Annotated in this window: 10 protein-coding genes, 2 tRNA genes and 2 rRNA genes; 4 read left to right on the plus strand and 10 right to left on the minus strand. The window is 50.9% G+C overall.

What is annotated here, in order from left to right:
* Positions 1–110: 110 nt before the first annotated feature.
* Together yihI and J1G48_RS21850 are read right to left on the minus strand one after the other, a co-directional pair.
* Positions 111–626 (minus strand): Der GTPase-activating protein YihI, encoded by a 516-nt coding sequence (gene yihI / locus J1G48_RS21845; protein ID WP_000743292.1) that lies wholly within the window; start codon positions 624–626, stop codon positions 111–113.
* Between the two features lie 118 nt (positions 627–744).
* Positions 745–969 (minus strand): hypothetical protein, encoded by a 225-nt coding sequence (locus J1G48_RS21850; protein ID WP_001541209.1) that lies wholly within the window; start codon positions 967–969, stop codon positions 745–747.
* Between the two features lie 239 nt (positions 970–1,208).
* Between J1G48_RS21850 and yihA the strand changes: the two genes are divergently transcribed.
* Complete coding sequence (gene yihA, locus J1G48_RS21855) at positions 1,209–1,841, plus strand: ribosome biogenesis GTP-binding protein YihA/YsxC (protein ID WP_000183331.1); 633 nt, start codon at positions 1,209–1,211, stop codon at positions 1,839–1,841.
* A gap of 334 nt (positions 1,842–2,175) precedes the next feature.
* Here the strand turns inward: yihA and polA are convergent, their stop codons facing one another.
* Complete coding sequence (gene polA / locus J1G48_RS21860) at positions 2,176–4,962, minus strand: DNA polymerase I (protein ID WP_000249966.1); 2,787 nt, start codon at positions 4,960–4,962, stop codon at positions 2,176–2,178.
* Positions 4,963–5,349: 387 nt separating this feature from the next.
* On the opposite strand from polA, the gene J1G48_RS21865 reads away from it, so the two are divergent.
* The gene (locus J1G48_RS21865) at positions 5,350–6,258 is read left to right on the plus strand and encodes an acyltransferase (protein WP_000196894.1); all 909 of its coding nucleotides are present in this window, start codon (positions 5,350–5,352) and stop codon (positions 6,256–6,258) included.
* A 12-nt stretch (positions 6,259–6,270) separates the two neighbouring features.
* Here the strand turns inward: J1G48_RS21865 and dsbA are convergent, their stop codons facing one another.
* The 3 genes from dsbA to J1G48_RS21880 all read right to left on the minus strand — a co-directional run bounded on the left by dsbA (position 6,271) and on the right by J1G48_RS21880 (position 8,243).
* Entirely contained in the window at positions 6,271–6,894 is a 624-nt protein-coding gene (gene dsbA / locus J1G48_RS21870) for a thiol:disulfide interchange protein DsbA (RefSeq protein ID WP_000725364.1), read from the minus strand.
* Positions 6,895–6,910: 16 nt separating this feature from the next.
* Positions 6,911–7,897: a serine/threonine protein kinase gene (locus tag J1G48_RS21875; protein WP_000999264.1), complete on the minus strand. Its 987-nt coding sequence runs from the start codon at positions 7,895–7,897 to the stop codon at positions 6,911–6,913.
* A gap of 76 nt (positions 7,898–7,973) precedes the next feature.
* The gene (locus tag J1G48_RS21880) at positions 7,974–8,243 is read right to left on the minus strand and encodes a YihD family protein (RefSeq protein ID WP_000649858.1); all 270 of its coding nucleotides are present in this window, start codon (positions 8,241–8,243) and stop codon (positions 7,974–7,976) included.
* A 69-nt stretch (positions 8,244–8,312) separates the two neighbouring features.
* Between J1G48_RS21880 and mobA the strand changes: the two genes are divergently transcribed.
* The gene (gene mobA, locus J1G48_RS21885; protein ID WP_001046894.1) at positions 8,313–8,897 is read left to right on the plus strand and encodes a molybdenum cofactor guanylyltransferase MobA; all 585 of its coding nucleotides are present in this window, start codon (positions 8,313–8,315) and stop codon (positions 8,895–8,897) included.
* Positions 8,894–9,409, plus strand: coding sequence for a molybdopterin-guanine dinucleotide biosynthesis protein MobB (gene mobB / locus J1G48_RS21890; RefSeq protein WP_012543414.1), 516 nt, complete (start codon positions 8,894–8,896; stop codon positions 9,407–9,409). Before mobA ends, mobB begins: the two co-directional genes overlap by 4 nt.
* A 302-nt stretch (positions 9,410–9,711) precedes the next feature.
* On the opposite strand, the gene rrf is transcribed toward mobB, so the two are convergent.
* From rrf to J1G48_RS21910, 4 genes are all read right to left on the minus strand, one after another.
* A 5S ribosomal RNA gene (gene rrf, locus J1G48_RS21895) occupies positions 9,712–9,827 on the minus strand.
* A gap of 197 nt (positions 9,828–10,024) precedes the next feature.
* Positions 10,025–12,931, minus strand: a 23S ribosomal RNA gene (locus tag J1G48_RS21900).
* Positions 12,932–13,113: 182 nt separating this feature from the next.
* Positions 13,114–13,189: transfer RNA gene (locus tag J1G48_RS21905), tRNA-Ala, on the minus strand.
* 111 nt (positions 13,190–13,300) lie between these two features.
* Positions 13,301–13,377 (minus strand) — tRNA-Ile (locus J1G48_RS21910).
* Positions 13,378–13,396: the final 19 nt, after the last annotated feature.

Below are 13,396 nucleotides of genomic sequence, written 5' to 3' on the forward strand. Positions count from 1 at the left end.
AGCCATTTCTGTCGCCGCGACAATCGCTGTAGTTTAACGAATAACCACACCAGATAACATATAACCGGAAGGGTTATAAGCAGGACGGGCAAGCCCACGGTGTAAACCCGTTAGTTGCCGCCTCTTAGCAGGCGCATCATATCTTCCTGCTTCTCGTCCTCTTCGTCGTCTTCTTCGTCGTCATCGTAAGACAGACCAAGCTTCTGCATCAGTTCATCAATACGATCCAGTTTGGCATCTACCCAGGCTTGATCTTCCGCACTCAGGGTTTCGCCCGCTTCCAGACGTTCTAACAGCGCATCCAGGCGCTCATCCGTTTCCAGTAAATCCAACTCCGCCTGCGGTGAAAGCATAGGTTTCTCACTTTTCGGTTTATGCTGTTGGGTCACTTTTTCAGTCACGCCCAATGGAACAGGTGTTTTACTGCCAATACGTGGATCTTTTTGTTGATTCTGATTGCCGCCGCCCGAAGCGGAATTGCCGCCCGCCGCGCGACTTCCCGGCGCATGACCGCGATGTTTTTTCAGGCGTTTACGGTCGCGCGCCTCCTGGTTTAACTCTTCACGCGTTTTACGACGCTGTTTGCCAAAGGCTTTACTGCGCGGTGCAGAGGTTGGTTTTTTCATGATGTCAGATCTTTAAGCCGTTTTATTCAGTATAGAATTGAGGCGGAATCTAGCAGAAAGCAAGCAAAGAAAAAAGGCGACAGAGTAATCTGCCGCCTTTTTTCTTGACTCACGACCCTTAACGGGTTCCACCATCCCTGTTGGCTATCAACACGCCCTGTTTTTCCCTTAGCCTGGAACATTCCATGTTGTTTCCATTTCCTTTTACTAACGTCTCCGGACGTTTGTCTTCCTGACAATCCTGTGTCTTCGCCTCCTGGCGCTCCTGACCCTCATCCTGAGTCGTTGATCCTGTTAGCGTCCTCGCTATGTGCATTACTTTACTCTTTTGGGGTAAACTCACAAGATACCGACACGGCAAATCCCTTTTTTTCAGACAATTACCTTTCTATAAATTCATGATTTAACTATATTAACTGGCTTTGAGCCTGACAACGACTCTGCCATGTCGCATAAGTGCAATGGTCAATGTCTCACAAAGCGTATGGCTTTTACTTACAGCACCGCCGCGCCGAAAAATCCGTCTTTTGCTGGCGTTCAGGTATAATCGCCACAATGCTTTGACTGACGGAGACGACCGCTTTGACTAACCTGAATTATCAACAGACGCATTTTGTGATGAGTGCGCCTGATATTCGCCATTTACCTTCCGATTGCGGAATTGAAGTGGCTTTTGCTGGCCGTTCCAATGCAGGCAAATCCAGCGCCCTGAACACGTTGACCAACCAAAAAAGCCTGGCGCGCACCTCTAAAACGCCGGGCCGTACCCAATTGATTAACCTGTTTGAAGTCGTAGAGGGCAAACGGTTGGTCGACCTGCCGGGCTATGGCTATGCGGAAGTCCCGGAAGAGATGAAACGCAAGTGGCAACGCGCGCTGGGGGAATATCTGGAGAAACGTCAAAGCCTACAGGGCTTAGTCGTTTTAATGGATATCCGCCATCCGTTGAAAGACCTCGACCAACAGATGATCCAGTGGGCTGTAGAGAGCAATATCCAGGTTCTGGTTCTGCTGACCAAAGCGGACAAACTGGCCAGCGGCGCGCGCAAGGCGCAGTTGAATATGGTACGTGAAGCCGTGCTGGCTTTTAATGGCGATGTGCAGGTAGAAGCGTTTTCCTCGCTGAAAAAGCAGGGCGTGGATAAGTTACGTCAGAAGCTGGATAGCTGGTTTAGTGAACTGGCACCGGTCGAAGAGATTCAGGACGGGGAATAATCACCCGCTATGCCGGATGGCGCCGCTGCGCGTCTTATCCGGCCTACGGTGTGAGCGAAACTTTTCTTGCGCACAATAAAAAACGCCCCAGTCATAAACTGACTGGGGCGGCTAAAATATTCAGCCAAATCCGATTACGTGAAGTAAAAGGTCTGAAAGATAGAACATCTTACCTCTGTACCCTACGTGAATAACTTTACTCTTTTTTGAGCAACACAGAAAGACCTTTTCGTAATTTTTTTTCATTCTTTACATAGGGAATTCTAATACCCATCACAAAACCCCCGTGCTTATGTTGCTTAATTACGAAAAAAGCGCGTTATTCCTTAAATGCTTAGTGCGCTTGATCCCAATTTTCTCCGCTACCGACTTCCACCAGCAACGGCACATCAATACGCGTGCAGTTTTCCATCAACTGATGGATACGTTTTGCTACCGCATCTAAGTCGTCTTTATGCACCTCGAACACTAATTCATCGTGTACCTGCATAATCATCCGCACGCGTGGCTGCTCGGCCTGTAGCCAGGCATCGACGGCAATCATGGCGCGCTTGATGATATCGGCAGCCGTTCCTTGCATGGGAGCATTGATCGCCGCGCGTTCCGCCCCCGCGCGCCGCGCCGCGTTGCTGGATTTAATATCCGGCAGGTAAAGGCGGCGTCCCTCCAGCGTTTCCACATAGCCTTGTTCTTTTGCCTGAGCGCGGGTGCGCTCCATATATTCCAGCACGCCAGGGTAGCGTTCGAAGTAGAGATCCATATACTTCTGCGCCTCTTTACGCGGAATATTAAGCTGGCGAGAAAGACCGAAGGCGCTCATCCCGTAAATCAGGCCAAAGTTAATGGCTTTCGCACTTCGGCGCTGTTCCCCGGTCACGCTATCCAGCGGCAAGCCAAAGACTTCCGCCGCCGTTGCGCGGTGAATATCCTTCCCTTCGGCGAACGCCGTGAGCAGTCCTTTATCACGGGAAAGATGCGCCATAATACGCAGCTCAATCTGTGAATAGTCCGCAGACACGATGAGATAATCCTCAGGCGCAATAAATGCCTGACGAATGCGGCGGCCTTCTTCATTGCGCACCGGAATATTTTGCAGGTTCGGATCGGTGGACGATAAACGTCCCGTCGCCGTTACCGCCTGATGATAGGACGTATGGACGCGCCCGGTTTTCGGGTTAATCATCAGCGGCAGCTTATCGGTATAGGTGGATTTTAGCTTCGCCAGACCACGATACTCCAGAATCACTTTCGGCAGCGGATAGTCCAGCGCCAGCTCTTCCAGCACCTCTTCCGACGTTGACGGCGCGCCGCCAGGCGTTTTCTTCAGCGGCTTAATACCCTGCTTTTCAAACAGGATGGTCTGCAACTGCTTCGTCGAGGACAGGTTGAACGCCTCGCCCGCAATGTCATGCGCTTTCTTTTCCAGTTCCGCCAGACGTAGCGTGATTTCTTCCGAATGTTTGTGCAGGACGGCAGGATCGATTTTTACGCCATTGCGCTCAACGCGTGACAGTACAGGCACCAACGGCATTTCGATGTTTTCGAAAACATTCAGCGGGCCTTTGTGCTGCTGGAGCTCAGGCCACATTTTGAGATGCAACTGTAACGTGACATCCGCATCTTCTGCCGCATAGCGCCCCGCTTCCTCCAGTGCGATCTGGTTAAAGGTGAGCTGGTTTTTACCTTTACCGGCAATGTCTTCAAAGGTGATAGTTTTGTGCTTCAGCCAACGATCGGACAAACTGTCCATATCATGGCGTCCGGCGACGCTGTTCAGAATGTAAGACTCAAGCATGGTATCGAAGGCGATACCGCGCAGCTCAATACCGTAATTTTGCAAGACGCCGCGATCGTACTTGAGGTTTTGCCCCACTTTGCGCACTTTTTCATCTTCCAGCAGCGGCTTCAGCAGTTCCAGAGCACGCTGGCGGGAGATTTGATCCGGAGCGTCCAGATAATCATGCGCGACAGGTACATACGCGGCAACGCCAGGTTCGATAGCAAACGAGAGGCCCACCAGGTTGGCGGCGATATTATCCAGACTGTCGGTCTCCGTGTCGAAAGCAAAAACTGGCGCTTTTTTCAGCTTTTCAATCCAGCTTTCCAGCGTAACGTCGTCCAGAATCGTGACATAATTTTCATAAGAGAGCGCCGCTGCCGGTTCGCTGGGCGATTCATCAATAACGACCGTTTCCTGCGGTTTGGCCGCCGGTTTCGCGCCCTTTGCCTGTAGCCACTTGCCTGCCTCGACGTCCGCCGTCCAGCGCTTGAACTCATATTTTTTAAACAGGCCCAGCAGTTCATCCGCAATCGGCTGCTGCACTTCAAGCTGTTCGCAGGTCAGCTCCAGCTCAACATCCGTTTTAATGGTGGCGAGTTTATAAGACAGGTACGCTACGTCTTTATTCTGCGCTAATTTACCGGCCATCGTTTTGGCGCCGCGGAAAGTGAGACCGGCAATTTTTTCCGGCTCGGCGTACAGCGTATCCAGGCCGCCCAATCCCTGAAGCAAGGCTTGCGCCGTCTTCTCACCCACGCCTGGTACGCCTGGAATATTATCCGAGGAGTCCCCCATCAGCGCCAGAAAGTCGATAATCAGCTCAGGCGGCACGCCGTACTTATTAACGACTTCATCCGGGCCGAGGATGGTGTTAGTCATGGTGTTGATCAGCGTAATATTCGGCGTCACCAACTGTGCCATATCTTTATCGCCGGTGCTGATTAATACCGGACGCCCCACCTTCTCCGCTTCTCGCGCCAGTGTACCGATAACGTCATCCGCTTCTACGCCAGAGACTGCCAGCAGAGGTAACCCCATGGCTTTAACCATGGCATGTAACGGCTCTATTTGCGCTCGCAGATCATCCGGCATCGGAGGACGATGCGATTTGTAGTGTTCAAAGAGCTCATCACGGAAGGTTTTTCCTTTGGCGTCAAACACCACCGCAGCATGCGTCGGCTGATACTGCATGATCAGGCTGCGCAACATGTTGAGGACACCATACATTGCGCCCGTAGGTTCTCCCGCGCTGTTGGTTAACGGCGGAAACGCATGATAGGCGCGATAGAGATAGGATGAGCCATCTACGAGAATAAGTGGGTTTTCTGGGATCTGAACCATAATGTCCGTGCCTGTTTAACAGATTATGGTTAAAGGATGCCACATACAGGAGGAAAACTTGAGTTTTTCGCCGCATTTGCGGAAAAGTTTTGTCGATCTTCAGGATCGCTCGCAAAACAACCTGTGGATAACTTTGTGTGTAAATTCTTACCATTACTTTAAAATCAGCGCGATAGCCTTCTCATCTTAATAATTAACCATTATTTTCAATGAGTTGTTAACATCACGTTTTTCTGATTATCTGATTCATGCCGTTATCATAATGTGGATAGTTGTTACGAGTGTTTCTATTTCACTCAGCGCCATCATTAGCATCGTTTTCTGATAGAATCAGCCTCTTGCGCCCTTTTCGCGCACCGTTTATGGCTAACTTTTGAATAATTTATTATGACGAGAATACTCGCGGCTATCACGCTCCCATTGAGTATCGTATTGACCATCCTGGTCACTATTGTTTGCTCAGTACCGATCATCGTTGCCGGTATGGTAAAGCTCCTTTTGCCTGTTCCCTGTATCTGGCGCAAGGTCTCCATTTTCTGCAATTTCATGATGTATTGCTGGTGTGCTGGTCTTGCAGCGCTGTTACGCCTTAATCCGCACTTGCAATGGGATGTAGAAGGGTTAGAAGGGCTGAGCAAGAAAAATTGGTATTTACTGATTTGTAATCATCGCAGCTGGGCCGATATCGTTGTGCTTTGCGTTCTGTTCCGCAAGCATATCCCAATGAATAAGTACTTTCTTAAACAGCAATTGGCCTGGGTACCGTTCATTGGCTTGGCGTGCTGGGCATTAGATATGCCGTTTATGAAGCGCTACTCCCGTAGCTACCTGCTCCGCCACCCCGATCGACGCGGCAAAGATGTTGAAACAACTCGTCGCTCTTGCGAAAAGTTTCGTCGGTATCCCACCACTATCGTTAACTTTGTTGAAGGCTCGCGATTTACGCATGAGAAACGTCAGCAAACGCATTCACCTTATCAACATCTGTTGCCGCCAAAAGCAGCCGGTATTGCAATGGCGATTAACGTTTTAGGCTCACAGTTCGATAAGCTGCTTAATATTACGTTGTGTTACCCAAACAACGATCGCCACCCTTTCTACGATATGCTAAGCGGTAGGCTGACGCGTATTGTTGTTCGGGTGCAACTGGAACCCATAAATGAAGAACTGCACGGCGATTACGTGAACGACAAAACATTCAAACGCCGTTTTCAACGTTGGCTTAATACGCTGTGGGATAAGAAAGATATACAGATAGAAGAGATTAAAACATCTTATAAAAACGCCGGTCAGTGACCGGCGTTCTTTTTATTTTTTATCAACCAAATATTTCACGGTATCAGCATACTGCTGAACAAAAACATCCATGCTGCTGGTATCCATGCCTTGTGGGTTAATCTGGTATTTGCCATTGACGAACATCGCCGGAACGCCCTGCAGTTGCAAGTCAGCCGCGGCTTTCTCCTGTTGCGCAACCAGTGATTTCACCACGAAGCTGTTCCATGCCGCATCGTAATCTTCGCCTTTGACGCCCGCATCAACGAACACTTTACGGATATCCGCGGCAGATTGTACTGTCTGGGTTTTCTGTACGGCTTCAAACAGCGGGACCGTGACTTTATCTTCTACACCCAACGCCATCGCCACCGCCCATGCCTGGGTGAGCTCCTTGCCCAACGGCCCCAGGAACTCAACGTGGTACTTGGTCATTTTGGTGCCTTCCGGCAGCTTTTTCTTCACATTGTCAGACACATGAAGCACTTCTTCAAACTGATAACAATGTGGGCAGTAGAAGGAGAAAAACTCCAGTACCTGGGGTTCGCCAGCGACCGGTTTATCCAGCGTGATATACTGTTTACCGTCGCTGATCTGTGCTGCCGAGGCGCTAAAAGCTAAAACCATACCAGCCAGCGCCAGCCAAATCTTTTTCATGATCAACTCTCTCCGATTAATACATTGGCGTTAATTGTAAAGGGGGTTCGTGCAAAATTTTAGTCTGCTCAATAAAAGTCGTTGTCTGTCGCTGCCAGTAATCTTCCCCTGTTAACCAGGGAAAGTTTTTTGGAAACGCAGGATCGCCCCAACGACGAATCAACCAGGCAAGATAATAAACTAAACGCATGGCGCGTAAAGGTTCAATGAGACCAATTTCAGCCGTATCGAACTCACTAACTTCTTCATAAGCTTCAATAATGGTTTCAAGCTGCATTCGCTGTTCGGCTTTGTCGCCGTTCAGCAGCATCCATAAATCCTGTATCGCCGGACCGTTACGGGCATCATCTAAATCGACAAACAGCGGTCCATCACGCCATAGAATGTTGCCGGCATGACAATCGCCGTGCAATCGCAGCGTGGCGAAATCGGTGCGCCAGCATTCGGTAACTGCAGACAGTAGAGTATCAGTGGCTTTCAGGAAAGCCGCTTTTTGCCCGGAGGGAATCAGTGCGGCATCTTCGAATACCTGGCGAGGTTCAAAAAGATACTCTGCAAGCCCAATGTCAGGCCGGAAAGTGAAAGGACGTTTTCGCCCCGTCTGATGCAATCGACCAAGATAACGCCCTACCGCCTCCATCTGATCGATATTATCTGCTTCAAACTGACGACCGCCTACGCTGGGGAAAATGGCATAATGATAGCCCTGATGCGCTAACAGTGTCTGGCCATTAAACGCGAGCGGAGCAGCAACCGGAACCTCATCCTTCACCAGTTCAAGCGCGAATTGGTGTTCTTCCCGAATTTGATCAACAGACCAGCGTTCAGGACGATAAAACTTAACGACAAAACGTCGACGGTCTTCATCCTGAAACTGATAGACGCGGTTTTCATAACTGTTTAGTGGAGTCAGCCCGGAATCCACCCTGATCCCCTGTTCAAACAGCGCATCCATGATGGTTTCCGGGTGTAGCGTCTGGAAAGTAAAAGCGTTGTCGTTCATCCCATCATCCGGAAAATACTACGAATGATTCAGGATATCATTTCGTGGCGATTTCGGTGGCGCCGCTTACAAGGTTTTACTCTTTAATAACGCCGCGGGCGCGTAAAAGCGCCGTTTTAAAGTCCTCTTCATAGTCTTTTTGAATCCCTGGAATGGCGGCGTCTTTGGCGGAATCGCGCATTTTCAGATGGTAGATCAGGATATCATCAGTTAAATCTTCCAGTTTGCCGTCAAAACCTGACTCTTTCGCCAGTTTCTGCAAAAATTGCGTCAGATTAAGATCAGGCTCTTTCTGCCAGGCTGGCTGGAGGAGTTCAATGACTTCATTCAGGCGTTTACATTTCATAGCTGTGCTCCTTATTCTTGATACAGACACGGTAGCAGGGTCAATCCCACAATAAAAGAGGCGATATCGGTGAATCTGGATGAAGTAATAACCGGCGTGGTGCTGGCAGGCGGTAAAGCCCGGCGGATGGGAGGTGCGGATAAAGGTCTGCTTGAACTGAACGGGAAACCGCTCTGGCGACACGTTGCCGACGCGCTCGCGCCACAACTTGCAACGGTCGTCATTAGTGCTAATCGCCATCTGGATATCTACCAGGCCAGCGGCCTGAAAGTCATTCCGGATTCAATCGCTGACTTTCCCGGTCCGCTGGCGGGTATGCTTTCCGTTTTTCAGCAGGTAGCAAGCGACTGGTTTCTGTTTTGTCCCTGTGACAATCCCTGTATCCCCCACAACCTGGTCGATCGTTTAGCAGCGCAGCGTCATGGCGCACCCGTGGTTTGGGTTCATGATGGAGAGCGCGATCATCCAACGATCGCGTTGATTAATCGTGCCGTTGAGCCCCAGTTGACAGCTTATTTGCAAGCAGGCGAGCGGCGGGTAATGATTTTTATGCGCCAGGTAGGCGGACACGCCGTTGATTTCAGCGATTGTAAGGAGGCATTTGTGAACGTCAACACGCCGGAGGAACTCGCGCAATGGCAAAAGAGACCATGATACCGCTACTCGCCATTGCCGCATGGAGCGGCACGGGAAAAACAACACTGCTGAAAAAACTGATCCCAGCACTTTGTGAGCATGGAATTCGGCCAGGGCTGATTAAGCATACCCATCATGATATGGATGTCGATAAACCGGGTAAAGATAGCTACGAGCTGCGTAAAGCCGGGGCGGCACAGACGCTGGTTGCCAGTCAGCAGCGCTGGGCGTTAATGACTGAAACGCCGGGGCAAGAAGAGTTGGATCTGGCATGGCTGGTGAGCCGGATGGATGCATCAAAGCTGGATATGGTGCTGGTAGAAGGGTTTAAACACGAGGCAGTTGCGAAGATCTTACTTTTTCGTCAGGGATGTGGGCACAGCGAGGAAGAATTAATTCTTGATGAGCATGTTATTGCAGTTGCCAGTGATATTCCACTTGCCGTAGCGGTACCCGTTTTGGATCTTAATGATGTATCGCAGATTTCTGCCTTCATTTTGCGGTGGTTAGAGAAAGCACGTTCCTTGTAGGCCGAATAAGGCGGAGCCGCCATCCGGCGGTGCCGGTTGCCTGATGGCGCTGCACTTATCAGGCCTACATTTTTACAGTTACCGCACACGCAAAAAAGCCCATCCTGACGGATGGGCTTCTTCACTAAATTGATGCCTGGCAGTTTATGGCGGGCGTCCTGCCCGCCACCCTACGGGCCGTTGCTGCGCAACGTTCAAATCCGCTCCCGGCGGATTTGTCCTCCTCAGGAGACTACTCACCGACAAACAACAGATAAAACAAAAGGCCCAGTCTTTCGACTGAGCCTTTTGTTTTATTTGATGTCTGGCAGTTCCCTACTCTCGCATGGGGAGACCCCACACTACCATCGGCGCTACGGCGTTTCACTTCTGAGTTCGGCATGGGGTCAGGTGGGACCACCGCGCTAGTGCCGCCAGGCAAATTCTTTGTGCTCTGTACGCAATTCTTTATCGCATCAGCGGCGTTGCCTGCGCTCGTAAACTCAGTCACATACTTCTGTATGCTCCTTCCTTTCCTTCGCTTGCCGCCTTGCTGCTGCGCAAAGTATTGCGTACTCAACTCTGAATCACTGCTGAAAATCGTCTTCTCATCCGCCAAAACATCTTCGGCGTTGTAAGGTTAAGCCTCACGGTTCATTAGTACCGGTTAGCTCAACGCATCGCTGCGCTTACACACCCGGCCTATCAACGTCGTCGTCTTCAACGTTCCTTCAGGAGACTTTAAGTCTCAGGGAGAACTCATCTCGGGGCAAGTTTCGTGCTTAGATGCTTTCAGCACTTATCTCTTCCGCATTTAGCTACCGGGCAGTGCCATTGGCATGACAACCCGAACACCAGTGATGCGTCCACTCCGGTCCTCTCGTACTAGGAGCAGCCCCCCTCAGTTCTCCAGCGCCCACGGCAGATAGGGACCGAACTGTCTCACGACGTTCTAAACCCAGCTCGCGTACCACTTTAAATGGCGAACAGCCATACCCTTGGGACCTACTTCAGCCCCAGGATGTGATGAGCCGACATCGAGGTGCCAAACACCGCCGTCGATATGAACTCTTGGGCGGTATCAGCCTGTTATCCCCGGAGTACCTTTTATCCGTTGAGCGATGGCCCTTCCATTCAGAACCACCGGATCACTATGACCTGCTTTCGCACCTGCTCGCGCCGTCACGCTCGCAGTCAAGCTGGCTTATGCCATTGCACTAACCTCCTGATGTCCGACCAGGATTAGCCAACCTTCGTGCTCCTCCGTTACTCTTTAGGAGGAGACCGCCCCAGTCAAACTACCCACCAGACACTGTCCGCAACCCGGGTAACGGGTCCACGTTAGAACATCAAACATTAAAGGGTGGTATTTCAAGGTCGGCTCCATGCAGACTGGCGTCCACACTTCAAAGCCTCCCACCTATCCTACACATCAAGGCTCAATGTTCAGTGTCAAGCTATAGTAAAGGTTCACGGGGTCTTTCCGTCTTGCCGCGGGTACACTGCATCTTCACAGCGAGTTCAATTTCACTGAGTCTCGGGTGGAGACAGCCTGGCCATCATTACGCCATTCGTGCAGGTCGGAACTTACCCGACAAGGAATTTCGCTACCTTAGGACCGTTATAGTTACGGCCGCCGTTTACCGGGGCTTCGATCAGGAGCTTCGCTTGCGCTGACCCCATCAATTAACCTTCCGGCACCGGGCAGGCGTCACACCGTATACGTCCACTTTCGTGTTTGCACAGTGCTGTGTTTTTAATAAACAGTTGCAGCCAGCTGGTATCTTCGACTGACTTCAGCTCCATGAGTAAATCACTTCACCTACGTGTCAGCGTGCCTTCTCCCGAAGTTACGGCACCATTTTGCCTAGTTCCTTCACCCGAGTTCTCTCAAGCGCCTTGGTATTCTCTACCTGACCACCTGTGTCGGTTTGGGGTACGATTTGATGTTACCTGATGCTTAGAGGCTTTTCCTGGAAGCAGGGCATTTGTTGCTTCAGCACCGTAGTGCCTCGTCGTCACGCCTCAGTGTTAAAGTGAACCGGATTTACCTGGAACACACACCTACACGCTTAAACCGGGACAACCGTCGCCCGGCCAACATAGCCTTCTCCGTCCCCCCTTCGCAGTAACACCAAGTACGGGAATATTAACCCGTTTCCCATCGACTACGCCTTTCGGCCTCGCCTTAGGGGTCGACTCACCCTGCCCCGATTAACGTTGGACAGGAACCCTTGGTCTTCCGGCGAGCGGGCTTTTCACCCGCTTTATCGTTACTTATGTCAGCATTCGCACTTCTGATACCTCCAGCATGCCTCACGACACACCTTCACAGGCTTACAGAACGCTCCCCTACCCAACAACACACAGTGTCGCTGCCGCAGCTTCGGTGCATGGTTTAGCCCCGTTACATCTTCCGCGCAGGCCGACTCGACCAGTGAGCTATTACGCTTTCTTTAAATGATGGCTGCTTCTAAGCCAACATCCTGGCTGTCTGGGCCTTCCCACATCGTTTCCCACTTAACCATGACTTTGGGACCTTAGCTGGCGGTCTGGGTTGTTTCCCTCTTCACGACGGACGTTAGCACCCGCCGTGTGTCTCCCGTGATAACATTCTCCGGTATTCGCAGTTTGCATCGGGTTGGTAAGCCGGGATGGCCCCCTAGCCGAAACAGTGCTCTACCCCCGGAGATGAATTCACGAGGCGCTACCTAAATAGCTTTCGGGGAGAACCAGCTATCTCCCGGTTTGATTGGCCTTTCACCCCCAGCCACAGGTCATCCGCTAATTTTTCAACATTAGTCGGTTCGGTCCTCCAGTTAGTGTTACCCAACCTTCAACCTGCCCATGGCTAGATCACCGGGTTTCGGGTCTATACCCTGCAACTTAACGCCCAATTAAGACTCGGTTTCCCTCCGGCTCCCCTATTCGGTTAACCTTGCTACAGAATATAAGTCGCTGACCCATTATACAAAAGGTACGCAGTCACACAGGTAAACCTGTGCTCCCACTGCTTGTACGTACACGGTTTCAGGTTCTTTTTCACTCCCCTCGCCGGGGTTCTTTTCGCCTTTCCCTCACGGTACTGGTTCACTATCGGTCAGTCAGGAGTATTTAGCCTTGGAGGATGGTCCCCCCATATTCAGACAGGATACCACGTGTCCCGCCCTACTCATCGAGCTCACAGCACATGCGCTTTTGTGTACGGGGCTGTCACCCTGTATCGCGCGCCTTTCCAGACGCTTCCACTAACACACATGCTGATTCAGGCTCTGGGCTCCTCCCCGTTCGCTCGCCGCTACTGGGGGAATCTCGGTTGATTTCTTTTCCTCGGGGTACTTAGATGTTTCAGTTCCCCCGGTTCGCCTCATTAACCTATGGATTCAGTTAATGATAGTGTGACGAGTCACACTGGGTTTCCCCATTCGGGTATCGCCGGTTATAACGGTTCATATCACCTTACCGGCGCTTATCGCAGATTAGCACGCCCTTCATCGCCTCTGACTGCCAGGGCATCCACCGTGTACGCTTAGTCGCTTAACCTCACAACCCGAAGATGTTTCTTACGATTCATCATCGTGTTGCGAAAATTTGAGAGACTCACGAACAATTTTCGTTGTTCTGTGTTTCAATTTTCAGCTTGATCCAGATTTTTAAAGAGCAAAACTTCGCAGTGAACCCTTTCAGGTACACTCTGAAGTATTTTTTCGTAAACACTCACGAGATGGTGGAGCTATGCGGGATCGAACCGCAGACCTCCTGCGTGCAAAGCAGGCGCTCTCCCAGCTGAGCTATAGCCCCATCGTGTAGTCAGAACCTCTTTACCGATAATTTTTCCTGAGACAAGGCGTGGGATAACGAAGCATACATCAGTATGTGAGTTATTTCACAACGCAGTATTCAGGGAAAATTTGGTAGGCCTGAGTGGACTTGAACCACCGACCTCACCCTTATCAGGGGTGCGCTCTAACCACCTGAGCTACAAGCCTGTAGAGGTTTTACTGCTCG

It is taken from the genome of Salmonella sp. SAL-020 (assembly GCF_017372215.1).
In the GTDB taxonomy this organism is placed as follows: domain Bacteria; phylum Pseudomonadota; class Gammaproteobacteria; order Enterobacterales; family Enterobacteriaceae; genus Salmonella; species Salmonella enterica.